Source organism: Burkholderia sp. PR2 (assembly GCF_052372875.1).
In the GTDB taxonomy this organism is placed as follows: domain Bacteria; phylum Pseudomonadota; class Gammaproteobacteria; order Burkholderiales; family Burkholderiaceae; genus Burkholderia; species Burkholderia diffusa.
Window position 1 is genome coordinate 2576459 of sequence record NZ_JBQRWH010000001.1, and the last position, 22028, is coordinate 2598486.

The 22028-nt window shown below is 67.0% G+C and carries 20 protein-coding genes; 15 read left to right on the plus strand and 5 right to left on the minus strand.

Annotation, left to right across the window (positions count from 1 at the left end; translation table 11 throughout):
* Positions 1-24 precede the first annotated feature (24 nt).
* The 4 genes from garD to ACT2FV_RS11500 all read left to right on the plus strand — a co-directional run bounded on the left by garD (position 25) and on the right by ACT2FV_RS11500 (position 3349).
* Complete coding sequence (gene garD, locus ACT2FV_RS11485; protein WP_059599109.1) at positions 25-1578, plus strand: galactarate dehydratase; 1554 nt, start codon at positions 25-27, stop codon at positions 1576-1578.
* Positions 1579-1759: 181 nt separating this feature from the next.
* Positions 1760-2152 carry a nuclear transport factor 2 family protein gene (locus ACT2FV_RS11490; RefSeq protein WP_124624192.1) on the plus strand — a complete coding sequence of 131 codons (393 nt, stop codon included), beginning with the start codon at positions 1760-1762 and terminating at the stop codon, positions 2150-2152.
* 78 nt (positions 2153-2230) lie between these two features.
* Positions 2231-2686: an RbsD/FucU family protein gene (locus tag ACT2FV_RS11495; protein WP_059599111.1), complete on the plus strand. Its 456-nt coding sequence runs from the start codon at positions 2231-2233 to the stop codon at positions 2684-2686.
* 225 nt (positions 2687-2911) lie between these two features.
* A complete protein-coding gene (locus ACT2FV_RS11500; protein WP_059599112.1) occupies positions 2912-3349 on the plus strand; it encodes a DoxX family protein in 438 nt (145 codons plus the stop codon).
* 129 nt (positions 3350-3478) lie between these two features.
* On the opposite strand, the gene ACT2FV_RS11505 is transcribed toward ACT2FV_RS11500, so the two are convergent.
* Positions 3479-4789: an MFS transporter gene (locus ACT2FV_RS11505; protein ID WP_059599113.1), complete on the minus strand. Its 1311-nt coding sequence runs from the start codon at positions 4787-4789 to the stop codon at positions 3479-3481.
* Between the two features lie 320 nt (positions 4790-5109).
* Positions 5110-6246 carry a branched-chain amino acid ABC transporter substrate-binding protein gene (locus tag ACT2FV_RS11510; RefSeq protein WP_444503876.1) on the minus strand — a complete coding sequence of 379 codons (1137 nt, stop codon included), beginning with the start codon at positions 6244-6246 and terminating at the stop codon, positions 5110-5112.
* Between the two features lie 668 nt (positions 6247-6914).
* On the opposite strand from ACT2FV_RS11510, the gene ACT2FV_RS11515 reads away from it, so the two are divergent.
* Positions 6915-7709, plus strand: a complete 795-nt coding sequence (locus ACT2FV_RS11515; RefSeq protein ID WP_059528381.1) for an AraC family transcriptional regulator — start codon at positions 6915-6917, stop codon at positions 7707-7709.
* Between the two features lie 70 nt (positions 7710-7779).
* Here ACT2FV_RS11515 and ACT2FV_RS11520 read toward each other — a convergent pair whose 3' ends face one another.
* A complete protein-coding gene (locus ACT2FV_RS11520) occupies positions 7780-8043 on the minus strand; it encodes a hypothetical protein (RefSeq protein WP_059599117.1) in 264 nt (87 codons plus the stop codon).
* Positions 8044-8340: 297 nt separating this feature from the next.
* Complete coding sequence (locus tag ACT2FV_RS11525; RefSeq protein ID WP_444503877.1) at positions 8341-10233, minus strand: bifunctional sugar phosphate isomerase/epimerase/4-hydroxyphenylpyruvate dioxygenase family protein; 1893 nt, start codon at positions 10231-10233, stop codon at positions 8341-8343.
* Between the two features lie 257 nt (positions 10234-10490).
* Between ACT2FV_RS11525 and aroQ the strand changes: the two genes are divergently transcribed.
* Genes aroQ through ACT2FV_RS11540 form a run of 3 tightly spaced genes read left to right on the plus strand, consistent with a single transcriptional unit; the run spans position 10491 to position 13178 of the window.
* Complete coding sequence (gene aroQ, locus ACT2FV_RS11530; RefSeq protein WP_059528374.1) at positions 10491-10946, plus strand: type II 3-dehydroquinate dehydratase; 456 nt, start codon at positions 10491-10493, stop codon at positions 10944-10946.
* Complete coding sequence (locus ACT2FV_RS11535; RefSeq protein ID WP_444503878.1) at positions 10943-11797, plus strand: shikimate dehydrogenase; 855 nt, start codon at positions 10943-10945, stop codon at positions 11795-11797. Before aroQ ends, ACT2FV_RS11535 begins: the two co-directional genes overlap by 4 nt.
* A gap of 40 nt (positions 11798-11837) precedes the next feature.
* Positions 11838-13178, plus strand: coding sequence for an MFS transporter (locus ACT2FV_RS11540; protein ID WP_444503879.1), 1341 nt, complete (start codon positions 11838-11840; stop codon positions 13176-13178).
* Between the two features lie 105 nt (positions 13179-13283).
* On the opposite strand, the gene ACT2FV_RS11545 is transcribed toward ACT2FV_RS11540, so the two are convergent.
* Positions 13284-14393, minus strand: coding sequence for a 2-aminoethylphosphonate--pyruvate transaminase (locus tag ACT2FV_RS11545; RefSeq protein WP_444503880.1), 1110 nt, complete (start codon positions 14391-14393; stop codon positions 13284-13286).
* A 256-nt stretch (positions 14394-14649) separates the two neighbouring features.
* On the opposite strand from ACT2FV_RS11545, the gene phnS reads away from it, so the two are divergent.
* The 7 genes from phnS to ACT2FV_RS11580 are packed head-to-tail and all read left to right on the plus strand — an operon-like array spanning position 14650 to position 21938.
* Positions 14650-15741, plus strand: coding sequence for a 2-aminoethylphosphonate ABC transporter substrate-binding protein (gene phnS, locus ACT2FV_RS11550; RefSeq protein ID WP_059599123.1), 1092 nt, complete (start codon positions 14650-14652; stop codon positions 15739-15741).
* Between the two features lie 34 nt (positions 15742-15775).
* Complete coding sequence (gene phnT / locus ACT2FV_RS11555) at positions 15776-16879, plus strand: 2-aminoethylphosphonate ABC transport system ATP-binding subunit PhnT (protein ID WP_059599124.1); 1104 nt, start codon at positions 15776-15778, stop codon at positions 16877-16879.
* Positions 16857-17777: a 2-aminoethylphosphonate ABC transporter permease subunit gene (locus tag ACT2FV_RS11560; RefSeq protein WP_444503881.1), complete on the plus strand. Its 921-nt coding sequence runs from the start codon at positions 16857-16859 to the stop codon at positions 17775-17777. Before phnT ends, ACT2FV_RS11560 begins: the two co-directional genes overlap by 23 nt.
* The gene (phnV, locus tag ACT2FV_RS11565) at positions 17767-18627 is read left to right on the plus strand and encodes a 2-aminoethylphosphonate ABC transport system, membrane component PhnV (RefSeq protein WP_124611544.1); all 861 of its coding nucleotides are present in this window, start codon (positions 17767-17769) and stop codon (positions 18625-18627) included. The genes ACT2FV_RS11560 and phnV overlap by 11 nt, the downstream gene beginning before the upstream one ends.
* A complete protein-coding gene (gene phnA / locus ACT2FV_RS11570; protein WP_444503882.1) occupies positions 18624-19931 on the plus strand; it encodes a phosphonoacetate hydrolase in 1308 nt (435 codons plus the stop codon). Before phnV ends, phnA begins: the two co-directional genes overlap by 4 nt.
* The gene (phnY, locus tag ACT2FV_RS11575; RefSeq protein ID WP_444503883.1) at positions 19928-21382 is read left to right on the plus strand and encodes a phosphonoacetaldehyde dehydrogenase; all 1455 of its coding nucleotides are present in this window, start codon (positions 19928-19930) and stop codon (positions 21380-21382) included. The genes phnA and phnY overlap by 4 nt, the downstream gene beginning before the upstream one ends.
* A gap of 4 nt (positions 21383-21386) precedes the next feature.
* Positions 21387-21938, plus strand: coding sequence for a phosphonate degradation HD-domain oxygenase (locus ACT2FV_RS11580; RefSeq protein ID WP_124624158.1), 552 nt, complete (start codon positions 21387-21389; stop codon positions 21936-21938).
* Positions 21939-22028 lie beyond the last annotated feature (90 nt).

A 22028-nucleotide genomic window follows, 5' to 3' on the forward strand; every position in this document is an offset into this window, starting at 1 on the left:
ACTGGTGGCCTTCCAGGAATTCCAATGACTGCTTCCCCGCTTTATATCCGCGTGCATCCCGACGACAACGTCGCGATCGTCGTCAACGACGGCGGCCTGCCCGAGGGCGCGACGTTCGCCGACGGCCTGACCCTGCGCGAAGGCGTGCCGCAAGGGCACAAGGTGGCGCTGGTCGACCTTGCGGCCGGCGACCCGATCGTCCGCTACAACGTCGTGATCGGCTACGCGCTCACCGAGCTGCGCCGCGGCAGCTGGGTCAACGAGCGCACGATGCGCATGCCCGAGCCGCCGGGGCTGGACAACCTGCCGCTCGCCACCCGTGCCGCGCCGCCGCTGGCGCCGCTCGAAGGCTATACGTTCGAGGGCTTCCGCAATCCGGACGGTTCGGTCGGCACGCGCAACATCCTTGCGATCACGACGACCGTGCAGTGCGTGTCGGGCGTCGTCGAGCATGCGGTGAAGCGGATCAAGGACGAACTGCTGCCGCGTTACCCGAATGTCGACGACGTGGTCGGGCTCGAGCACACGTATGGCTGCGGCGTCGCGATCGATGCGCCCGATGCCGACATCCCGATCCGCACGCTGCGCAACATCAGCCTGAACCCGAACTTCGGCGGCGAGGTGATGACGGTGAGCCTCGGCTGCGAGAAGCTGCAGCCCGAGCGCCTGCTGCCACCCGGCGCGATTCCGCTGGCGGCCGACGGCGCGACGGACAACGGCGGCGTGGTGTGCCTGCAGGATGCCGCGCACGTCGGCTTCAACTCGATGATCGACTCGATCATGAAGATGGCCGAATCGCACCTCGAGCGGCTGAACCGCCGCCGTCGCGAGACGTGCCCGGCGTCCGATCTCGTCGTCGGCGTGCAGTGCGGCGGCAGCGACGCGTTCTCGGGGCTCACCGCGAATCCGGCGGTCGGCTTCGCGGCCGACCTGCTCGTGCGCGCGGGCGCGACGATCATGTTCTCGGAAGTGACGGAAGTGCGCGACGGCGTCGCGCAGCTCACGTCGCGCGCGGCGAACGAGGACGTCGCCCGCGAAATCATCCGCGAGATGGACTGGTACGACCGCTACCTGCAGCGCGGCCGCGTCGATCGCAGCGCGAACACGACGCCCGGCAACAAGAAGGGTGGCCTGTCGAACATCGTCGAGAAGGCGATGGGTTCGATCGTGAAGTCGGGCAGCGCGCCGATCGCCGGCGTCGTGCGGCCCGGTGATCGGGCGCGGCAGAAGGGGCTGCTGTACGCGGCGACGCCCGCGAGCGATTTCATCTGCGGCACGCTGCAGCTCGCGGCGGGGATGAACCTGCACGTGTTCACGACCGGCCGCGGCACGCCATACGGCCTCGCGCAGGTGCCGGTGATCAAGGTCGCGACGCGCAGCGATCTCGCGCGCCGCTGGCACGACCTGATGGATCTCGACGCGGGGCAGATCGCGACCGGCGCGGCCTCGATCGAGGACGTGGGCTGGGAGCTGTTCCGGCTGATGCTCGATGTCGCGAGCGGCAAGCGCCGCACCTGGGCCGAGCAATGGAAGCTCGCGAATGCGCTGACGCTGTTCAACCCGGCGCCGGTGACCTGACACGCGCGGTTGCGATGGCAGACGATGCGGGCGCCTTCGAGCGCCCGTTCTTGATTGCGGCGGCGCGATTTCCTTACCTCGAACGTAATCGACCGCCCATGCGAGGCAGGTGACGATGACGGCACGCGAACACGAAACGTCCGCGGCGCCGTCCTTCCTTCATCCAGACCAGGAGCCTCGCATGAACACCGCCCAAACCGTCCAGTCCGCTCACGCAGACCTGATCGACCGCTATTTCGACGCCTGGAACGAGCCCGACGTCGCACGCCGGCGCGCGCTGATCGATGCGACCTACGCGAGCGACGCGGCCTATCGCGATCCGCTGATGGCCGGCGACGGCCACGCGGGCATCGACACGATGATCGCCGCGGTGCAGGCGCGCTTCCCCGCGTTCCGGTTCCGCCGCACGACCGACGTCGACGGCTTCGGCCAGCACCTGCGCTTCTCGTGGGCGCTCGTGTCGCCCGACGGCGCGGCGATCGTGAAGGGTTCGGATTTCGGCACCGTCGATGCGTCGGGCCGCCTGAAGTCGGTCACGGGTTTCATCGACGAAATGCCGGCCGCGGCATCGTGACGTGAGCGATGCACGCCCGGTGGCCGCCGGGATCGGGTAACTTATGCAATTCGTTCCCGATCCCGGAGATTTGCCCACATGCTGAAGAATCTCGATCCTCTGCTGCACGCCGACATCCTGCACACGCTGCGCGCGATGGGCCACGGAGATGAAGTGGCGATATGCGATGCGAATTTTCCCGCGGAGTCCGTCGCCGAGCACACGGTGGTCGGCCGCGCGCTGCGCATCGACGGCGCCGACTCGGCGCGCGTCGCGCGCGCGGTGCTGTCCGTGCTGCCGCTCGACACGTTCGTCGATACGCCCGCGTGGCGGATGGAAGTGGTCGGCGACCCCGCCGCGGTGCCGCCCGTGCAGCGCGAAGTGCAGGCCGAAATCGATCGCGCGGAAGGGCGCGCCGTGACGCTCGCGGGCGTCGATCGATTCGCGTTCTACGAGCGCGCGCAACAGGCGTACGCGGTGATCGTCACCGGCGAGCTGCGCGGCTACGGCTGCTTCCTGTTCAAGAAAGGCGTGCTGTTGAGCGACGCCGGTTAGGGCCAGTTCCCTTTATTCGCGGCGACGGCCGGGCGTCGTTCTTCATGGCGCCGTCATGCTTGCGTCGCCGCCGCAGCGTAAAGATTTGCTACAACCTTTTTCTTGGACACCGCGAAAAGACCCTCTATGCTGGCCCATTTGCCGCGGGCCCGACAGGGCCGCGCGGCGCCGAACCGCACGGGCACACCCCGCGCGGACGACCGAACTGCATACGAGGAGAGAGGCATGACGCGTTCCGTCGATTCCGGCGTCATTTTTTTCGCGCGCCTGGCGCTGGCGGCGTTGTTCTTGTGGGGCGGCGTGATGAAGCTGCTCGGCTACAGCGATTTCATCGGTTATCTGCATGGGCTGAACGTGCCCTATCCGCAGGTGATGGGCCCGGTCGTCGTCACGATCGAAGCACTCGGCGGCCTGCTGCTGATCGTCGGCTACAAGGTGAAGCCGCTCGCGTTGCTGATGGCGTTCTATACGATCGCGACCGCGATGGTGGGCCACAATTTCTGGGATGCAACGGACGCCGCGGTCCAGCACGAAATGGTGATCCACTTCTGGAAGAACGTCGCGATCGCCGGCGGGTTCCTGCTGCTGTTCGTGACCGGTGCGGGCGGCGCGAGCGTCGACGCACTGCGCCGGCCGAGTTCGTCGTACGGCGCGCTGCGCTGAGTCGCACCGGGCTGAACGACGCGACGCACGCACGTCGCGCGCCGCGCTGAACCAAAACAAAAGGGCCGAATTCCGCACGCCGCGGGATTCGGCCCTTTGTTCATCCGGCCGACGCGTGTGCGCCGGCGTTCAGCGTGCGTCCTTCAAGTCCTTCGCATCCTTCGAGAACTGCACGGCGATCGCGCCGAGCACGCAGATCGTCGCGACGTACACGACCGGCGCGAGCGGGTTCGACTTCATCATCAGCGACACGATCACCGGCGTCAGGCCGCCGAAGATCGCATACGCGACGTTGTACGAGAACGAGATGCCCGAGAAGCGCACGACCGCGGGGAAGCTCTTGACCATCACGAACGGCACCGCACCGATCGTGCCGACCGTGAAGCCGGCAATTCCGTAGTACAGCGGCAGTGTCGACGCGTCGGCCGCGACCTGCGCGAACAGCAGGTAGTAGCACGCGGCCAGCACGAGGCCGCCGATGCCGAGCACGCGCTTCGCGCCGATCCAGCCCGCGAGCGAGCCGGCGGTGATGCAGCCGGCCGTCAGGCACAGCGTTGCGACGCTGTTCGCGAACAGCGTGGTCGCGGGCGTCAGGTGAAACTGCTTCTGCAGCAGCGCGGGCGTCATCAGGATCACGACGACGATCGCCGCCGACAGCATCCACGTGAGCAGCATCGACACGATCACCGCGCGGCCGTGGTCGCGCAGCACGGCCTTCAGCGGAATCTCGGCCGCGAGCGCCTTCTTCGCCTTCATCTCGGCGAACACCGGCGTCTCGTGCAGCCAGCGGCGCAGGTAGACGGAGAACAGGCCGAACACGCCGCCGAGCAGGAACGGAATGCGCCAGGCGAATGCGGTGACTTCGGCGCCCGAGTAACGGCTGTTGATGCCGGCGGCGACCAGCGAGCCGAGCAGGATGCCGGCCGTGAGGCCCGCGGTCAGCGTGCCGCACGCATAGCCGATGTGGCGCGACGGCACGTGCTCCGACACGAATACCCATGCGCCCGGCACTTCGCCGCCGACCGCCGCGCCCTGCAGCACGCGGAACAGCAGCAGCAACACCGGCGCGAGGATGCCGACCGAGTCGTAGGTCGGCAGCAGGCCCATGAGCAGCGTCGGCACCGACATCATCAGCACGCTCAGCGTGAACATCCGCTTGCGGCCGAACAGGTCGCCGAAGTGCGCCATGATCACGCCGCCGAGCGGACGCGCGAGATAACCGGCCGCGAAGATGCCGAACGTCTGCAGCTGGCGCAGCCAGTCGGGAATGTCGTGCGGGAAGAACAGCTGTCCGATCGCGGGTGCGAAGAACACGAAGATGATGAAGTCGTAGAACTCGAGGGCGCCGCCGAGTGCGGCAAGGCCAAGAGTTTTATAGTCGCTGCGCGTGAGCGCGCGTTCGGCGGCGCGAGGCACGCCGCTCAATTCGGAAGCTTGCATGGTCAGGACGATCGGTTTTCGAATGTTGTTGTCGGTGCTGCGTCTCCAGAACCCGCTATCGGCATGGACTGGCAAGGCGCGGCTTGCGTCGTCGAGCGTGTGCCGAGCGCCGGATGGGGCACGCGACACGCACCGTCGCACCGGGATGGGGCACGACGCAGACGAAGCGTCAAAGCGGGTGGGGGGATTCTACAGGAGCGCGAAATGCGCGCGCGCGGTGCCGCGCCGAGGAATGCTTCGGACTTCGTCGAACCGAAACGCACGCGGCGCGGCAGGCGGGTGAACCGCATGCCGCGCCGCACGTGACAGGGACTGCGCGATCAGTTGCCGGCGATCGTATCGACCGGCTTGAACGCGCCGTGCTCGACCTTGTAGATCGTCACCGGCGCATCCTTCAGGTCGCCCTTCGCGTCGTATGCGATGCTCGGCGCCGACACGCCCTTGATCGACACCTTGCCGAGATACGGCGTATAGACCTTCGGATCGGTCGAGTTCGCGTTCTTCATCGCGGTGAGCAGCGCGATCGTGCCGTCGTACGAGTACGGCGAATAGGTGATGACGTCTTCATTGAAGCGTGCCTTGTAGCGCGATGCGTAGCCGGCGAAGCCCGGCATCTTTTCCTTCGGCAGCCCGCCCATGTAGACGATCGCGCCTTCGGCCGCGTCGCCGCCGACCTTCAGGAACGTCGGCGAGCGCGACATCTCGCCGGTCACGAAGGCGGACTTCATCCCGAGCTGGCGCATCTTGCGGATCATCGGCGAAGACTGCGCGTCGCCGCCGCCGTAGAAGATCGCGTCGGGGTTGATGCCCTTCAGGTTGGTCAGGATCGCCGAGAAGTCGAGCGCCTTGTCGTTCGTGAAGTCGCGCTTGACGATCGTGCCGCCCGCGGCCTGCACGGCCTTCGCGAATTCGTCGGCGATGCCCTGGCCGTAGGCCGTGCGGTCGTCGATGATCGCGATGCGCTTGAAGCGCAGCGTCTTCACCGCGTACGTGCCGACGATGCGGCCGGCCTGCGCGTCGCTCGTCAGCAACCGGTAGGTGGTCTTGTAGCCGCGCGCCGTGTATTGCGGCGACGTCGCCATCGAGATTTGCGGCAGCCCCGCGCGATCGTACAGGTCGGACGCCGGAATGCTCGTGCCCGAGTTGAAGTGGCCGATGACGCCGCGGACGTTGTCGTCGATCAGCCGCTGCGCGACCGTCGTGCCGGTGCGCGGGTCGGCCTGGTCGTCCTGCGAGTCGAGCTGGAACGTGACCGGCTGTCCACCGATCGTCGGATGCGTCGCGTTGAAATCGGCGATCGCGAGTTGCACGCCCTTCTGCATGTCCGTGCCGTAGTTCGACTGCGGCCCCGTCAGCGGTGCGGCGAAACCGATCTTGACGACGTCGGCGGCGATGGCGTGTGCGCCCGACAGTGCGCAGGCAGCGGCCAGCGCGACGTGCGATACCTTCAGCTTCACTTTCACTTCCCCTTGATGGCGTGGTTGGGCCGCCGCCGGCCAGCGGGCCGGTGCGGTAAACCGGGCGAGACGTATCGGTCTGCAGGCCTGTGCGACAGCCGTGCGGGGTGTGCCATGCGCCGCGCGGGTTATGCCGGAATCGGCGTGCGTGGTGTTGGCGGGATGTCGTCTCGTAACCGTTGATTGAAGTCTAGGTAGCGAAAATGCGCGCGTCTTGCGCGTTCGGTGCGCGACCGGCGACGATTTCGGCATATCGTCGATAACCCTGATATATGCCGAAATCGTCATGTAGAACGCGCAGTCGCGCCAAGACGTGACGCGCCGGCATTTCTAGGATGGCGGGTCCGGCGCAGGTTGTCTCGGCGTCAGTTGGGTGCATCGATATCGCCGACGTTGCCGACCGATGCCCGGCGCCATGCAGCGGGCCGATGCGTATTCGACGCCGCCCGGCAAGCGCGCGGCGCAGTGGTTGCGCGCACAACAGCACGGCGTACGATGCGCCGACGCATGCGGCCACCTGATCGTCGCCGATCGTCGCCGATCGGCGGCGCGTTGCGCGGACCGCCGTTCGCCGAGCCGCCCGATCGCTTGCCCGAGATCGCCACGACGTGTTCTCGGGCGCGCTCCTATAATCGACGCCATCAGCCACTCCCTTCGCAGATGCCGGGATGACGACCTTCCTTGCCGCACCGCCCATGAGCCTGTCCGACACGCTGCGCTACCAGCCCGACAACGCCGATCTCGGCGCGATGCTCGCGCACTTCCGCCTGCTCGAGCCGGTGTTCGACGCGCTGCCCGACGTCGCATTCTTCGTGAAGGACGCGAACGGCCGCTACGCGCTCGTCAACCGCACGCTGGCAATGCGCTGCGGCTACAAGGACAAGCGCGACCTGCTCGGCAAGACGACCGACGAAGTGTTTCCGCGCCGTTTCGGCCGGACCTATTTCGAGCAGGACATGGCGACGATCACCGCCGGCCAGCAGCTGATGGACCAGCTCGAGCTGCATCTGTATCCGGGCCGCCAGCCGGGCTGGTGCCTGACCTGCAAGGAGCCGCTGCGCGACGCGGCCGGCAAGGTGGTCGGTCTCGCGGGCATCTCGCGCGACCTGAAGGCGCACGAGGGTTCGCATCCGGCCTACAGCAAGCTCGCCGACGTGGTGCAGCACATCCAGGATCACTACGTGCAGCCGCTGAACCTGAAGCAGCTAGCGCAGATGGCCGGGATGTCGGTCGCGCAGCTCGAACGCTACTTCCACAAGGTGTTTCACCTGACACCGCGCCAGGTGCTGCTGAAAACGCGGCTCGACGCGGCCACGGCGCTGCTCGTCACGCACGACAAGGTGACCGACGTCGCGGCGCTATGCGGTTATACGGATCACAGCGCGTTCACGCGCCAGTTCAAGGCGACGGTCGGCATGACGCCGACGGAATACCGGCTGATGCTGCAGGATCGGGCAGGGTGAAGTGTCGCGCCGGGCGGGCCGGCGGGTCTGAAGGATCGGGGCGATGCGGGGAAGCGGTGAAAACCGTGGCTCAGCGGTAGCCGAGCCCTTTCAGGACGGCCGTGCCGTCTTCGGTCAGCCGGAAGCTGGGGGCCGTATCGGGGTCGAGCCTGACCATCTCGACGAGACCGGCTTCCTGCAGCGCAGGCAATTCGGCTTTGGCGTTCGCGCCGATCGGCGCATGCAGCAGCACGAGCAACGTCGCGATTTCGTGATGACTGAGCAGGCGGCGCAGCATCGTCTTCTTTGCAGGGGGCGCGGCCGGGCGGCCCGCGGGTGCTTCTACGGCGCTCATCGCTTTCCTCCTTTTCGAGATAACCATCGGGTACTGGTAGCGGATGGTGCCGTCGAAGACTTAAGCGATTCTTAAAACCGCGGTGGCCGAGCGGATGCTGCAGCGCGGCGTGCGTTACGGGATGTAACCCCAGTCGGGCGGCCGCTTCCGGCCCCGTTTCCGGCCCCGAGCGGCCTGCCTTGCCGGGCGGGGCACCGCCGCGGCATTCACCACGATGGTGCGTCCGCGCGACGCACGTCGCAGGGTCGTCGTGGTTTTCTCGTTCGATTCGCCCCTGCGCGAAATTCGCTTGCTCCCTTATTTCCTGCGCTGGGCCTGCGCGGCGAGCCGCACGGCCGCGTTGGCCGCGCCGTAGCCGTCGTAGCCGCCGCGCCGCTCGACGATTTCGAGCGAGAAGCGGTTGTCGACCAGTTCCGTATACGCATGCAGGAATTCGCCGCCGTTTTCGTCGCGGTCGTACAGCAGATGGTGAGCGCTCAGCGTGTCGATCAGCTCGTCCGGCAGCGCGTAGCGCGCGGCGAGATCGTCGTAATAGTTCGGCGGGATCCGCAGGAACGGCACGCCGTCGGCCGCGAACGTGGCGACCGTCTGCACGATGTCGTCGGTCCGGAACGCGACGTGGTTCAGCCCCGTGCCGTGATAGCGTTCGAGCGATTCGGCGACGGCCGTATGGCGGTCGACCGACGCATTCAGCGCGATCCGCACCGAGCCGTCGGCGCTGCGCACCGCGCGGCTGCGCATCAGGCCGTACGGATCGGGCACGAGCCAGCTGCGCTCGGCCTCGAAGCCGAAGGCGGTCTTGAAGAACAGGATCCACGTATCGAGCGCGTCGGCCGGCAGCGCGAGGCAGACGTGATCGATGCCCGTCAGCGGGCCGACCTCGGTCGGGCCGTCGATGTCGGTCAGCACGAAATCCGACTCATATAGCGTTGGCGCGTTCGGCGTCTCGTCGACGAAGTATTCGAGGCTGCCGTCCGGCGCCTGCACGCCCGGCAGCACGCGCTCGTTCGGGCCGACGCGCCCGGAAAACGGCGCGTAGCCGAAGCCGGCCGCGCGTTCGAATGCCACTTTCGCATCGTCGACGCGGAACGCCGACGCGCACAGCGACAACCCGTGCTGCTGGAAGAATGCGTCGGCGAACGAGTCGCGCTCGGCGTTCAGCACGATCGATGCGGCGCCGTGCTGGAACAGTGTCACGTCCTTCGATCGATGACGGCCCGCGAGCCGGAACCGCATCCGGCCGAGCCATTCGCCGACGGTGGCCGCCGCCTGCGCGTCGACCGCGAATTCAATGAACTGGAACCCGACGTGCGCGGGCGGCGCCGGCGGCGCGAACAGTGGCTGGCCGGCGGCGGGCGCGTGGCCGTCCTGTGCGAGCCGCGCGCGCGTCAGCTCTTCCAGATAAAGCAGCGAGCGGTGGCCGTCGGCGGCCGTGATCGCGGTCGGCGCGGCGCGGAAGCCGTCGTTGAAGATCTCGAGCGACAGCGGCCCCGTATAACCGGACTCGATCACGCGGGCCGTGAAGCGCGCGAGGTCGAAGTCGCCCTGGCCGGGGAACGAGCGGAAGTGGCGGCTCCATTCGATCACGTCCATCGCGAGCTTCGGCGCGTCGGCGATCTGCACGAACGCGATCCGGTCGCCGGGGATGTCGGCGATCGCGTCCGGCGAATCGTCGAGCGACAGCGTATGGAAGCTGTCGAGCGCGAGGCCGAGATGCGGGCTGTTCACCGCGTTCACGAGCTGCCATGCGTGGCTGTACCGGTTCACGACGCGGCCCCACGCGAGCGCCTCGTACGCGGCAACCACGCCGGCCTGCCGCGCGGCTTCGGCGAGCGCGCCGAGCTGGTCGACCAGCAAAGCATCGTCCGCGATCGTGTCGGGCGACACGTTGCTGCACACCAGGATGCGGTCGGTGCCGAGCGCGTGCATCACGTCGAACTTGCGGCGGATGCGGTCGAGATTGCGGGCGAGCTGGGCCGGGCTCACGCCCTCGAAGTCGCGAAACGGCTGGAACAGCACGATGTCGAGGCCGAGATCGGCGGCCATGCGCCGCACGTCGGCGGGCGATCCGTCGAAGTAGACGAGGTCGTTCTCGAAGATTTCGACGCCGTCGAAGCCGGCGGCCTGGATGGCGGCGAGCTTCTCGGCGAGCGTGCCGGACAGTGACACGGTGGCGATCGAGCGCTGCATGGGCGAATCCTGCGGATGAGCGGGGCGTGGCGTCGGCCGGATCGGGCCGGAATGAACCAGTCGTTGAATTACCTGCGGGCGCCACATCCCGAATTTACTATGGGAGTATGGCGAATTATACAAACTAACTAGATGGTACAAATTAGCGAAAACCCGAAAAGACATTGCGCTTGCGCAAGCGCACACTAGCGCCAAATCTTGACGTCAAGGGGCGCAGTCGGCTAGCGATTCGCCCCTGTTTTAGGAGCAGAAACACCATGAGCAAGCACAAGGTGCTGGTACTGAACGGCCCGAACCTGAATCTGCTGGGGACCCGCGAGCCCCATATCTACGGCGCGGAAACCCTTGCCGACGTCGAGCAGCGTTGCCGCACGGCGGCTGAAGGGCTCGGGCTGGAGATCGACTTCCGCCAGTCGAACGCCGAGCACCAGCTGATCGACTGGCTGCATGCCGCGCGTCACGATACGCACGGCATCGTGATCAACCCGGCCGCGTATACGCACACGTCGGTCGCGCTGGCCGACGCGTTGTCCGCGATCGCGAAACCCGTGATCGAGGTGCATATCTCGAACGTGCATCGTCGCGAGGCATTCCGTCACCACTCGTATGTGTCGGCGGTGGCCGAAGCCGTGATCTGCGGCTGCGGCACCGAAGGCTACGTATTCGCGCTGCAGCGCCTGTCGACCCTTTTTGCGCAGGGAGCCGCACGATGAGCCGCCCGTCTTTTCTGATCGGCCTGATCGGCCAGGGCATCGGCGGTTCGCTGTCGCCCGCGATGCATGAGGAAGAAGGCTTCCGCCAGGGTTTCGGCTACGTGTACCGGCGCATCGATCTCGATGTGCTCGGCGTGACCGCCGACGCGCTGCCGGAACTGCTCGATGCCGCGCAGCGGATGGGCTACAACGGGCTCAACATCACGCATCCGTGCAAGCAGCGCGTGATCGAGCACCTCGACTCGCTGTCGGACGACGCGCGCGCGCTCGGCGCGGTGAACACCGTGCTGTTCAAGGACGGCAAGCGGATCGGCCACAACACCGACTGGTCGGGTTTCGCGAAGTCGTTCCGCCGCGGGTTGCACGACGTGTCGCTCGAGCGTGTCGTGCAGCTGGGCGCGGGCGGCGCGGGTGCGGCCGTCGCGCATGCTGCGCTGCAGATGGGCGCCGCCGAACTGACGATCTTCGACGTCGACGGCACGCGTGCCGCCACGCTCGCGGGCGAACTGCAGCAGCGCTTCCCGGCCGCCCGGGTTACACCGGGCAGCGATCTCGCGGCCGCGATGCATGTCGCGACTGGCCTGATCCACGCCACGCCGACCGGCATGACCAAGCATCCGGGCCTGCCGCTGCCGGCCGAGTTGCTCCGCGCGGGAATGTGGGTTGCCGACATCGTGTATTTCCCGCTCGAAACCGAACTGATCCGCGCCGCGCGCGCGGCCGGCTGCGCGACGCTGCCGGGTGGCGGGATGGCCGTGTACCAGGCCGTCGATGCGTTCGAGATCTTCACCGGACGCACGCCGGACGACGAGCGAATGTTCGAACACTTTCAGTCGCTCGTCGCGCGCTGACCTTTTACCGACTAGCTGAAAAAGAGACCAGGAGACGACCATGCAGCACACCACCCACACGAACGCCGCGCCCGCGGCGGCCGGCACGGTCCGGCGGACCTCGGCGCGCTACAAGATCCTCGCGCTGCTCGCGATCGGCACGATGATCAACTATCTCGACCGTACCGTGCTGGGGGTGGCTGCGCCGCAGCTCACCAAGGAGCTTGGCATCAACGCGGCGGTGATGGGCATCATGTTCTCGGCATTCTCGTGGACGTACGTCGCGATGCAGGTGCCCGGCGGGCTGTTCCTCGACCGCTTCGGCAGCAAGATCACCTATTACTGGTCCATGACGCTGTGGTCGCTGTGCACGTTGCTGCAGGGCTTCGTGCCCGGTATCGGGACGTTGCTCGCATGCCGGCTCGGTCTCGGCGTGACGGAAGCGCCGTGTTTCCCGACCAACAGCCGGGTCGTCGCGACGTGGTTCCCGCAGAACGAGCGCGCGATGGCGACCGGCACCTACACCGTGGGCGAGTACATCGGTCTCGCGTTCTTCAGCCCCGTGCTGTTCGCGCTGATGGGTGCGTTCGGCTGGCGCTCGCTGTTCTGGGTCGTCGGCACGATCGGCATCGTGTTTGGTCTGGTCTGGTGGAAGTTCTATCACGAGCCGCGCAACCATCCGGCCGCCAATTCGGAAGAACTCGCGTACATCGAAGCGGGCGGCGGTCTCGTGCACGGCGCGCGCAAGGATGGGGACAAGAGCGGCAAGCCCGCACAGGCCAAGTTCAGCTGGTCGATGGCCGGCCGGCTGCTGAAGAAGCGTCAGCTCGCGGGTATCTGCCTCGGCCAGTTCGCCGGCAACTCGACGCTCGTGTTCTTCCTGACCTGGTTCCCGACCTATCTCGCGACCGAGCGCCATATGGGCTGGCTGAAGATCGGCTTCTTCGCGGTGATGCCGTTCATCGCCGCGTCGGTCGGTGTGATGTTCGGCGGGATCTTCTCCGACTGGCTGCTGCGCCGCGGCAAGTCCGCGAACCTCGCGCGCAAGCTGCCGATCATCGCGGGCCTGCTGCTCGCGTCGACGATCATTCTCGCGAACTACGTGAAGAGCAACGAAGCCGTGATCGCGATCATGTCGGTCGCATTCTTCGCGCAGGGGATGGCGGCGCTCGGCTGGACGCTCGTGTCCGACATCGCGCCGGACGGCCTGCTGGGCGTGACCGGCGGCATCTTCAACTTCGCGGCGAACCTCGCCGGCATCATCACGCCGCTCGTCGTCGGCTTCATCGTCGCATCGACCGGATCGTTCGTCGGCGCACTCGTGTTCATCGGCGTGATCGCGCTGATCGGTGCGCTGTCGTATATCTTCGTCGTCGGCGACATCAAGCGGATCGAACTGTAAGTACCGGCTCCACGCACACTCGGTGCGTTCGCCCGGCGACCTGTGGGTCGCCGGGCTTTTTTGTTTCTGCCGTCCCTGCTTGCGGGCCGGGGCATGCGTCAGCGCTCACGCGCGCTGCACGGCAATCCCGAGCGATTCGACCGCCTGCGCGATCGCCGCGACCGCACGCCGGATGTCGCCGGCACCGATCGCGCCGATGCAGCCGACGCGGAACGTCTCGAGTTGCGTCAGTTTGCCCGGATACAGGATGAAGCCCGCGTCGCGCACTGCATCGTAGAAGCGGCGGAAATCGTAAGCCGGATGGTCGGGCGCATGGAACGTGACGATCACCGGCGCCTGCACGCTTGCGTCGAGGAACGGCGTGAAGCCGAGCGCGCGCATCGATTCGATCAAGGTCCGGCAGTTCTCCGCATAGCGCGCACCGCGCGCCGGCTGGCCGCCTTCGGCCAGGTACTGGTCGAGCGCGGCGCGCAGCGCGGCGATCACGTGGGTCGGCGGCGTGAAGCGCCACTGGCCCGTCTTGCGCAGGTATGCGTACTGATCATGCAAGTCGAGCGCGAGCGACGGCGAGTTGCCTTCGCTCGCGTCGAGTACATCGCGCCGCACGATCGCGAACCCCATCCCCGGCACACCTTCCAGGCATTTCCCGCTTGCCGAGATCAGCGCGTCGATTCCGCTGTCCGCCAGCGCGATCGGCAACGCGCCGAACGAACTCATCGCGTCGACGATCAGCCGCTTGCCGTGCCGTCGGCACGCGGCCGCGATCGCGTCGAGCGGATTCAGGATGCCGGCGCTCGTTTCCAGGTGCACCAGCGCGACGTGCGTGATGCGTGGCTCGCGCGCGAACGCGGCTTCGATCGCCGCCGGGTCGACCGCGGCGTCCTCATCGAACGGCAGCGCGATCGCCGCGATGCCGAGCCGGCCGAGGATCTTCAGGATGCGCGCGCAATACGCGCCGTTGTCCGGCACAAGCACGACGCCGTCGCGCGGCACGAGCGTGCCCAGCGCTGCCTCGACCGAAAACGTGCCGCTGCCTTGCATCGGCACGCACACGTATTCGTTGCCGCCGCGCGCGATCGCGACGAGATCCGCGCAGACACTGGCCGTCAATTGATTGAAAGCGGCGTCCCACGAGCCCCAGTCATGTTGCATTGCGTGGCGTGTTGTGGCGGACGTGGTGAGCGGACCGGGCGTGAGCAGAATCGGGTCGGGCATGGCTTTTTCTCCAGCAAAGGTCGGGCGAAACGCCGGGGCGGCATTTCCGGGTGACTTGCATGATATTGGCAAAATGTGTCATTTTTTGGAAATTGTGGCACTCGTCACGGCGTTGTCATCGAACGCTGTGATCCTTCGGTTGCCGCGCGAGACCACCCGCAGCGCGGCAGCGAGGCAGGCCGGTTGTCGGTCTGTCCGACTGAAAGGAGCCGGATCGTGCCCCGGCCGTTTGGTGTTCCGCCTACGGAGAAGTGAGATGACACTGCAGAATTCCTCGCGCGCCGCTGCCGGCGCGTTCCGCAAGCTCGCGCTGGCCGCCTGCGCCGCCGGTCTGCTGCAAGGCGCCGCGATGCCCGCACATGCGGCAAACGCGGTCGTGCTGTATACGGCGGACGGTCTCGAGAATCTCTATCGCGATGTGCTGCCGGCCTTCGAGAAGAAGGAAGGCGTCAAGGTCAACATCGTGACGGCGGGCAGCGGCGAGGTCGTCAACCGCGCGAACATCGAGAAGAATTCCCCGAAGGCCGACGTGATCGTCACGCTGCCGCCGTTCATTCAGCAAGCCGGCCAGATGGGCCTGCTGCAGCCGTACCAGAGCGTGAACTACAAGAACGTGCCGGCGATCGCAAAGGCCGAGGACGGCACATGGGCGACGTTCGTGAACAACTACTTCTCGTTCGCGATCAACCCGGACGTCGTGAAGAACCAGCCGAAGACGTTCGCCGACCTGCTGTCGCCAGCCTACGCGGGCAAGGTCGCGTACTCGAACCCGGCCACGGCCGGCGACGGGATGGCCGTGCTGATCCTGACGACCTCGCTGATGGGCGAGGACAAGGCGTTCGACTACCTGGCGAAGCTGTCGCAGAGCGTGAAGTTCCACACGAAGGGCACGGGCTACCTGAACGTGCTGCTGTCGCGCAACGAGATCAGCGTCGCGAACGGCGACCTGCAGATGGACCTCGACGACGCCGAACACGGGGCGCTGTCCGTCAAGCCGATCTTCCTGTCCGCGAAGGACGGCGACCAGCCGACCACGTTCCAGCTGCCGTACGGCATCGGCCTGATCAAGAGCGGCCCGAACCAGGACGCCGGCAAGAAGCTGATCGACTACCTGATGTCGACGGAAGTGCAGTCGAAGGTGCCGGACATGTACGGCATCCCGGGCCGCACCGACGTGCCGCTGGCCGGCAAGAACGGCGAAGCGGTCAAGAAGGCGATCGCGGGCGTGAAGCTGATCCCGGTCGACTGGACCCAGGTGATGGCGAAGAAGCCGGTGTGGATCGAGCGCTGGAAGAAGGACGTGATCGGCAGCTCGGGCAAGCAGCTCGACGTCGTCAAGCCGAAGTGATCGGCACACGCCGCCTGTATTAGCGAGCAAGAGGATGAACCCGGTGGAAACCACCCTGACCCATCCCGGCGCATTCGGCGCCGCCGAACCGCACGCCACGCTGCGGTCCGGCGCGCCGGGCGGTGTGCAGATCGAACACCTGAGCGTGCGCTATGGCGCACGCACTGTGCTGGAAGATCTGTCGCTGTCGATCGGCGCCGGTGAATTTCTGACCGTGCTCGGCAAGAGCGGCTGCGGCAAGACCACGCTGCTGCGCTTCATCGCCGGGTTCGTGAAGGCCGACGGCCTGACCGGCACGCTGACCGTGGCCGGACGCGACCTGACCCATGCGCCGCCGCACAAGCGTAATCTCGGTCTATTGTTCCAGAATTACGCGCTGTTCCCGCACCTGTCGGTGTTCGAGAACGTCGCATTCGGGCTGCGCGCCCGCGGGATGGCCTCGTCCGAAGTGACACGTCGCGTCGCCGACGCGCTGAAGCTCGTGCAGCTCGGCGATGCGGGCCACCACCTGCCCGCGCAACTGTCGGGCGGGATGCAGCAGCGCGTTGCGCTGGCCCGCGCGCTCGTGATCGAGCCGGACGTGCTGCTGCTTGACGAACCGCTGTCGGCGCTCGACGCCAACCTGCGCGCGTCGGTGCGCAGCGAGCTGAAGGCGCTGCACGAGCGCCTGCCGAACCTGACCGTCGTCTGCGTGACGCACGACCGCGACGACGCGCTCGTGCTGTCCGACCGCGCGCTGCTGATGCGCGACGGCCGCATCGCGCAGCTCGGCACGCCGCAACAACTGTACGACGCGCCGCAGGACGGCTACGTCGCGCGCTATCTCGGCCCGGCGAACCTGCTGCCGCCGCACGTGATCTTTCCGCTCGGCGATCCGCGTCACGAAGTGCGAGACAAGGTCGCGTGCGTGCGCCCCGAGCGCCTGACCGTGATGCCGCTCGCGGCGGGCGGCCTGCACGGCACGGTGTCTTCCGTCGAATGGCAGGGCGCGGACCTGTCGATCGCGGTCGTGATCGATGCGGCGCCCGACGAACCCGTGCGCGTGACGATGCAACGCGGCCGCGGCGCGGCCCCCGAGCGCGGGGCGCGCGTTTCCCTGCATTGCGAGGCAGACGATGTCGTCCTTATCGAGCCCTGAAGCCGGCCTGCCGCCGCATGTGCTCGCGTCGGCCGCCGCGCATGCCGCTGCCGCGCGGCGCCGCAAGCGCATGGGCGACCTGCACCTCGCCGTGCTCGCGATCGTCGTGCTCGGCCCGCTCGTCGTCTATCCGCTGGTGCGGCTCGTGCTGCTGAGCGTATCGGGCGATCACGGGCTGAGCTTTGCCGCGTACCGGACGTTCTTCGGCAACCCCGATACGCGCAACGTGCTGCTGACGACGCTCGGCGTGCTGTTCGCGAGTGCCGGCACCGCATCGGTGCTCGGCGTGCTGCTGGCCGCGCTGCTGTTCTTCAAGCCGTTTCCGGGCGCGTCGCTCGTCACGCGCTTCCTGGAACTGTACGTCGCGTTCCCGTCGTTCCTCGTCGCGTTCACGCTGATCTTCCTGTACGGCTCGCAAGGCTCGATCAGCATCGCGCTGCAGCACCTGTTCCATCTCGAGAGCGCGCCGCTCGATTTCCTGTTCGGCATCGGCGGCGTGATTCTCGCGCAGACCGTGTTCTATACGCCGTTCGTCGTGCGGCCGACGCTCGCGTCGTTCGCGACGCTCGACCTGCGCCTGATCGAAGCCGCGCGCAGCCTCGGCGCGTCGGGCTGGATGCTTGCACGTCGCGTCGTGCTGCCGATCGCGTGGCCGGGCATCGCCGCCGGCACCGTGCTGTGCTTCCTGCTGACGCTGAACGAATTCGGGATTCTGCTCGTGCTCGGCAGCGCGCGGCTCGTGACGCTGCCGGTCGCAATCTACAGCAGCGCGACCGTCGACCTCGACCTGCCGACCGCGTCGGCCGGCGCGGTCGTGATGCTCGCGCTGTCGCTGGCGCTTTATGCGGTTTATCGTCGGGTAAACCGGCGTGCGGCGGGAGGGAACGATGTCCGCTGAATTCCGTATCGGGCAAGCCGTGCCGCGCCATCAGATCGGCTGGGGCGACACGCTGCTCAAGCATGCGTCGCGCGCGGCGCTCGCGCTGGCCGCGTTCGCGTGCTTCTGGCTGTTCGTGCTGCCGGTCATCGTCGTTGCACTGTCGAGCGTGTCGACGCAGTGGTCGGGCACGATCCTGCCGGCCGGCTACAGCCTGCGCTGGTTCGAGCGGCTCGGTTCGCCCGAATACGACGCGCTGCTGACGAGCCTCGAGATCGGCTTCGGCGTGTCGGCGATCGGCACGATCCTCGGGCTGTGGCTTGCACTCGCGCTCGAAGGGCGCGACCGGCGCGGCCTCGGCGCTGTTGTCGATGCGCTCGTGATGGTGCCGAATGGCGTGCCGAGCGTTGTGCTCGGACTCGCGGTGCTGATCGCGTATCACCAGAAGCCGCTCGACCTGTCGAGTTCCGCCGCGATCGTCGTGCTCGTGCAGCTCGCGCTGATTCTGCCGTTCTGCTACCGCTGCGCGGCCGCCGCGCTGCGCCCGGAGCTGACCGTGCTGCGCGAAGCCGCGGCGAGCCTCGGTGCGCCGCCCGCGATGGTGCTGCGCCGCGTACTGCTGCCGCAGCTCGTGCCGGCGCTGCGTGCGAGCCTCGCGCTCGGCTTCGCGCTGTCGCTAGGCGAGCTCGGCGCGACGCTGACCGTCTACCCGCCGGGTTTCGCGACCGTGCCGATCGTCGTGATCGGCCAGGTCGAGCGTGGTTATTACCTTCCGGCATCGGCGCTGTCGCTGCTTATGCTCGGCGCGTCGCTCGCGGCGCTGCTGCTGATCGCCGCGCGGGTGCCGCGCGGCAAGCGGGCGGCATCATGAACGCCGCGTTTGCATTGCGCCATCCGGGTGAAGCGTCGGCGAGCGGCGCATCGCCGAATCTCGCGGGACGCTCCGTCGACGTCAACGGCCGGCGCTACCGGCTGCCGGTCGAGCCGACCGTGGTCGTCTGTGTCGACGGCTGCGAGTACGACTATCTCGAACGTGCGGTGGAAGCGGGCGTTGCGCCGTTCATCGGCCGGATGATCGCGGAAGGCACGGCGTGGCGCGCCGATTGCGTCGTGCCGACCTTCACCAACCCGAACAACCTGTCCATCGTCTGCGGCGCGCCGCCGTCGGTCCACGGGATCTGCGGCAACTATTTCTGGGATCCGGCCGCCGACGGCGGGCGCGGCGCCGAAGTGATGATGAACGACCCGGCCTATCTGCGTGCCGGCACGCTGCTGGCGGCGGCGTCCGACGCCGGCGCGCGGGTGGCCGTCGTGACGGCGAAGGACAAGCTGCGCCGGTTGCTAGGCTGGCAGATGAACGGCATCTGCTTTTCCGCGGAGAAGGCCGCGCAGGCGAATCTCGCGGAAAACGGCATCGTCGACGTACTCGACTGGGTTGGCCTGCCGTCGCCGGATGTCTATAGCGCGGCGCTTTCCGAATTCGTGTTCGCGGCCGGCGTGCGGCTTGCGCAGACGCGGCAGGTCGACCTGATGTACCTGTCGACCACCGATTACGTGCAGCACAAGTGCGAGCCGGGCAGTGCCGGCGCAAACGCGTTCTACGCAATGATGGACGGCTATCTCGCGCAGCTCGACGCGCTCGGCTGGGCAATCGGGCTCACGGCCGACCACGGGATGAACGCGAAGCACGATCCCGCAACCGGTCGCCCGAATGTGATCTATCTGCAGGATGCGTTCGACGGCTGGTACGGCGCGCAGGCCGCGCGCGTGATCCTGCCGATCACCGATCCGTACGTCGTGCACCACGGCGCGCTTGGCTCGTTCGCGACCGTCTACCTGGCACCCGGCGTCGACCGGACCGAAGCGATGTGGCGCGTCGGCGGGATCGACGGCGTCGAGCTCGTGCTCGACAACGCGGAAGCCGCCGCGCGCTTCGAATTGCCGGCCGACCGGATCGGCGATCTCGTCGTGATCGCGCGGCGCGACATGACGCTCGGCACGCGCGAGCGCGAACACGACCTGTCCGGCCTGACCGTGCCGCTGCGTTCGCACGGCGGCGTGTCCGAGCAGGAAGTGCCGTTGCTGTTCAACCGTCGGATCGAGCGGGACGATCCTGCACGTCGTCCGCGCAATTTCGACGTCTTCGATTTCGTGCTGAACCGGGTCGCGTCATGATGGCTCATCCCCGACAGGATCACCTCGCCTTTCGCGCCGAGGCGCTGCGCTGGTGCGGCACGCGTGCGACGCGGGATCGAGTTCTCGACGTTACCGATCCGTACACCGGCATGCGTGTCGGCACGGTGCCGCTGGCGAGCGTCGACGACGTGCGCGCCGCGTTCGACTATGCGATGGCGTACCGGCCTGCGCTCACGCGTTACGAGCGTTCGCAGATTCTCGAACGCGCGGCGGCGCTGCTGCGCGAACGTACCGAGGAAGCGTCCGACCTGATCACGCTCGAATCGGGGCTGTCGAAACAGGATTCGCGCTACGAGATCGGCCGCGTTGCCGACGTGCTGAAGTTCGCGTCGGTCGAGGCGCTGCGCGACGACGCGCAAAGTTTCTCGTGCGACCTGACGCCCCACGGCAAGGCGCGCCGCGTGTTTTCGCAGCGACAGCCGCTCGACGGCGTAATCGTCGCGATCACGCCGTTCAATCATCCGATGAATCAGGTCGCGCACAAGATTGCGCCGGCGATCGCGACCAACAACCGCGTGATCGTGAAGCCGTCGGAGAAGGTGCCGCTGTCGGCGTTCTATCTGGCGGACCTGCTCTACGAGGCCGGCCTGCCCGAGCCGATGCTGCAGGTGCTGACCGGCGACCCGCGCGAAATCGCGGACGAGCTCGTCACGCATCCGCACGCATCGCTGATTACCTTCACGGGCGGCGTGTCGATCGGCAAGGCGATCGCTGCGCGGGCCGGCTACCGGCGCATCGTGCTGGAGCTCGGCGGCAACGATCCGTTGATCGTCCTTGACGATGCCGATCTGGAGCGTGCCGCATCGCTGGCCGTGCTCGGCTCGTACCGGAATTCGGGGCAGCGCTGCACGGCCGTCAAGCGGATCCTGGTACAGCGCTCGATCGCGCCGGCATTCACCGAGTTGCTCGTCGAGAAGACGCGTGCATGGAAATATGGCGATCCGTTCGATCCCGCGAACGAAATGGGCACGGTGATCGACGGCGCGGCGGCGCGGCTGTTCGAGGCGCGGGTCCGCGAGGCGGTCGCACAGGGTGCGCGCTTGCTGATCGGGAACGTGCGTTGGGGGGCGCTCTATTCGCCGACCGTGCTCGACAACGTCGATCCGTCGATGACGATCGTGCGCGAGGAGACCTTCGGCCCCGTATCGCCCGTCATCGCGTTCGACACGATCGACGACGCGATCCGGATCAGCAACGGGACGGCATTCGGGCTGTCGTCGGGTGTCTGTACGGACAGCACGGCGGCCGTCGTGCGCTTCGTGAACGAGCTGAACGTCGGGACCGTGAATGTATGGGAAGTGCCCGGATACCGGATCGAGCTTTCTCCGTTCGGCGGGATCAAGGATTCGGGGCTCGGTTACAAGGAAGGCGTTCAGGAGGCGATGAAGAGCTTCACGAACCTGAAGACGTTTTCGCTGCCTTGGGAGTGAGCGGATGGCACTGACGGTGGAAGAGATTCATGGGCTTTATCGCGAGCACGGCCATGTGGCCTATAGCGGTGAACCTGTCACGCAGCTCGAGCATGCGTTGCAAAGCGGGTTGCTGGCGGAAGAGGCGGGCGCGGACGAAGCGCTGGTTGCGGCCGCGTTCCTGCACGACCTGGGGCATCTGCTGAATCGACAGGGCGAGACGCCGAGTGCGCGCGGTATCGACGATCTGCATCAGTATTTCGTGCTGCCGTTCCTGCGGCCGCTGTTTTCGGACGCGGTGCTGGAACCGATCCGGCTGCATGTCGACGCGAAGCGTTGCCTGTGCCGCACGGACGTCGGCTACTTCGAGAGCCTGTCTCCGGATTCGGTGCGTAGCCTCGCGCTGCAGGGCGGTATCTTCAGTGAAGATGAGACGGTGGCATTCCTGCAGCGCCCGTTTGCGGAGGACGCGCTTCGTCTGCGCCGCTGGGACGATACGGCGAAGGAAGAGGGCAAGGTGACGCCCGGCCTCGATCACTATATGGAGATAGTGGCGCGCCAAGTGCGTGTGGCCTGACGATTCGGCTGCTTCTATATAAGGCCCCGTACACGGCAGCGTGCGGGGCCTTATATTTTTTACGAAACCCCTTGCGCGATTGCCGGGAGC

Coding starts and splice junctions, on each gene's coding strand:
- garD (WP_059599109.1), top strand. CDS start 25: ATGACTGCTTCCCCGCTTTATATCCGCGTGCATCCCGACGACAACGTC.
- ACT2FV_RS11490 (WP_124624192.1), top strand. CDS start 1,760: ATGAACACCGCCCAAACCGTCCAGTCCGCTCACGCAGACCTGATCGAC.
- ACT2FV_RS11495 (WP_059599111.1), top strand. CDS start 2,231: ATGCTGAAGAATCTCGATCCTCTGCTGCACGCCGACATCCTGCACACG.
- ACT2FV_RS11500 (WP_059599112.1), top strand. CDS start 2,912: ATGACGCGTTCCGTCGATTCCGGCGTCATTTTTTTCGCGCGCCTGGCG.
- ACT2FV_RS11505 (WP_059599113.1), bottom strand. CDS start 4,789: ATGCAAGCTTCCGAATTGAGCGGCGTGCCTCGCGCCGCCGAACGCGCG.
- ACT2FV_RS11515 (WP_059528381.1), top strand. CDS start 6,915: ATGACGACCTTCCTTGCCGCACCGCCCATGAGCCTGTCCGACACGCTG.
- ACT2FV_RS11520 (WP_059599117.1), bottom strand. CDS start 8,043: ATGAGCGCCGTAGAAGCACCCGCGGGCCGCCCGGCCGCGCCCCCTGCA.
- ACT2FV_RS11525 (WP_444503877.1), bottom strand. CDS start 10,233: ATGCAGCGCTCGATCGCCACCGTGTCACTGTCCGGCACGCTCGCCGAG.
- aroQ (WP_059528374.1), top strand. CDS start 10,491: ATGAGCAAGCACAAGGTGCTGGTACTGAACGGCCCGAACCTGAATCTG.
- ACT2FV_RS11535 (WP_444503878.1), top strand. CDS start 10,943: ATGAGCCGCCCGTCTTTTCTGATCGGCCTGATCGGCCAGGGCATCGGC.
- ACT2FV_RS11540 (WP_444503879.1), top strand. CDS start 11,838: ATGCAGCACACCACCCACACGAACGCCGCGCCCGCGGCGGCCGGCACG.
- ACT2FV_RS11545 (WP_444503880.1), bottom strand. CDS start 14,393: ATGCCCGACCCGATTCTGCTCACGCCCGGTCCGCTCACCACGTCCGCC.
- phnS (WP_059599123.1), top strand. CDS start 14,650: ATGACACTGCAGAATTCCTCGCGCGCCGCTGCCGGCGCGTTCCGCAAG.
- phnT (WP_059599124.1), top strand. CDS start 15,776: ATGAACCCGGTGGAAACCACCCTGACCCATCCCGGCGCATTCGGCGCC.
- ACT2FV_RS11560 (WP_444503881.1), top strand. CDS start 16,857: ATGTCGTCCTTATCGAGCCCTGAAGCCGGCCTGCCGCCGCATGTGCTC.
- phnV (WP_124611544.1), top strand. CDS start 17,767: ATGTCCGCTGAATTCCGTATCGGGCAAGCCGTGCCGCGCCATCAGATC.
- phnA (WP_444503882.1), top strand. CDS start 18,624: ATGAACGCCGCGTTTGCATTGCGCCATCCGGGTGAAGCGTCGGCGAGC.
- phnY (WP_444503883.1), top strand. CDS start 19,928: ATGATGGCTCATCCCCGACAGGATCACCTCGCCTTTCGCGCCGAGGCG.
- ACT2FV_RS11580 (WP_124624158.1), top strand. CDS start 21,387: ATGGCACTGACGGTGGAAGAGATTCATGGGCTTTATCGCGAGCACGGC.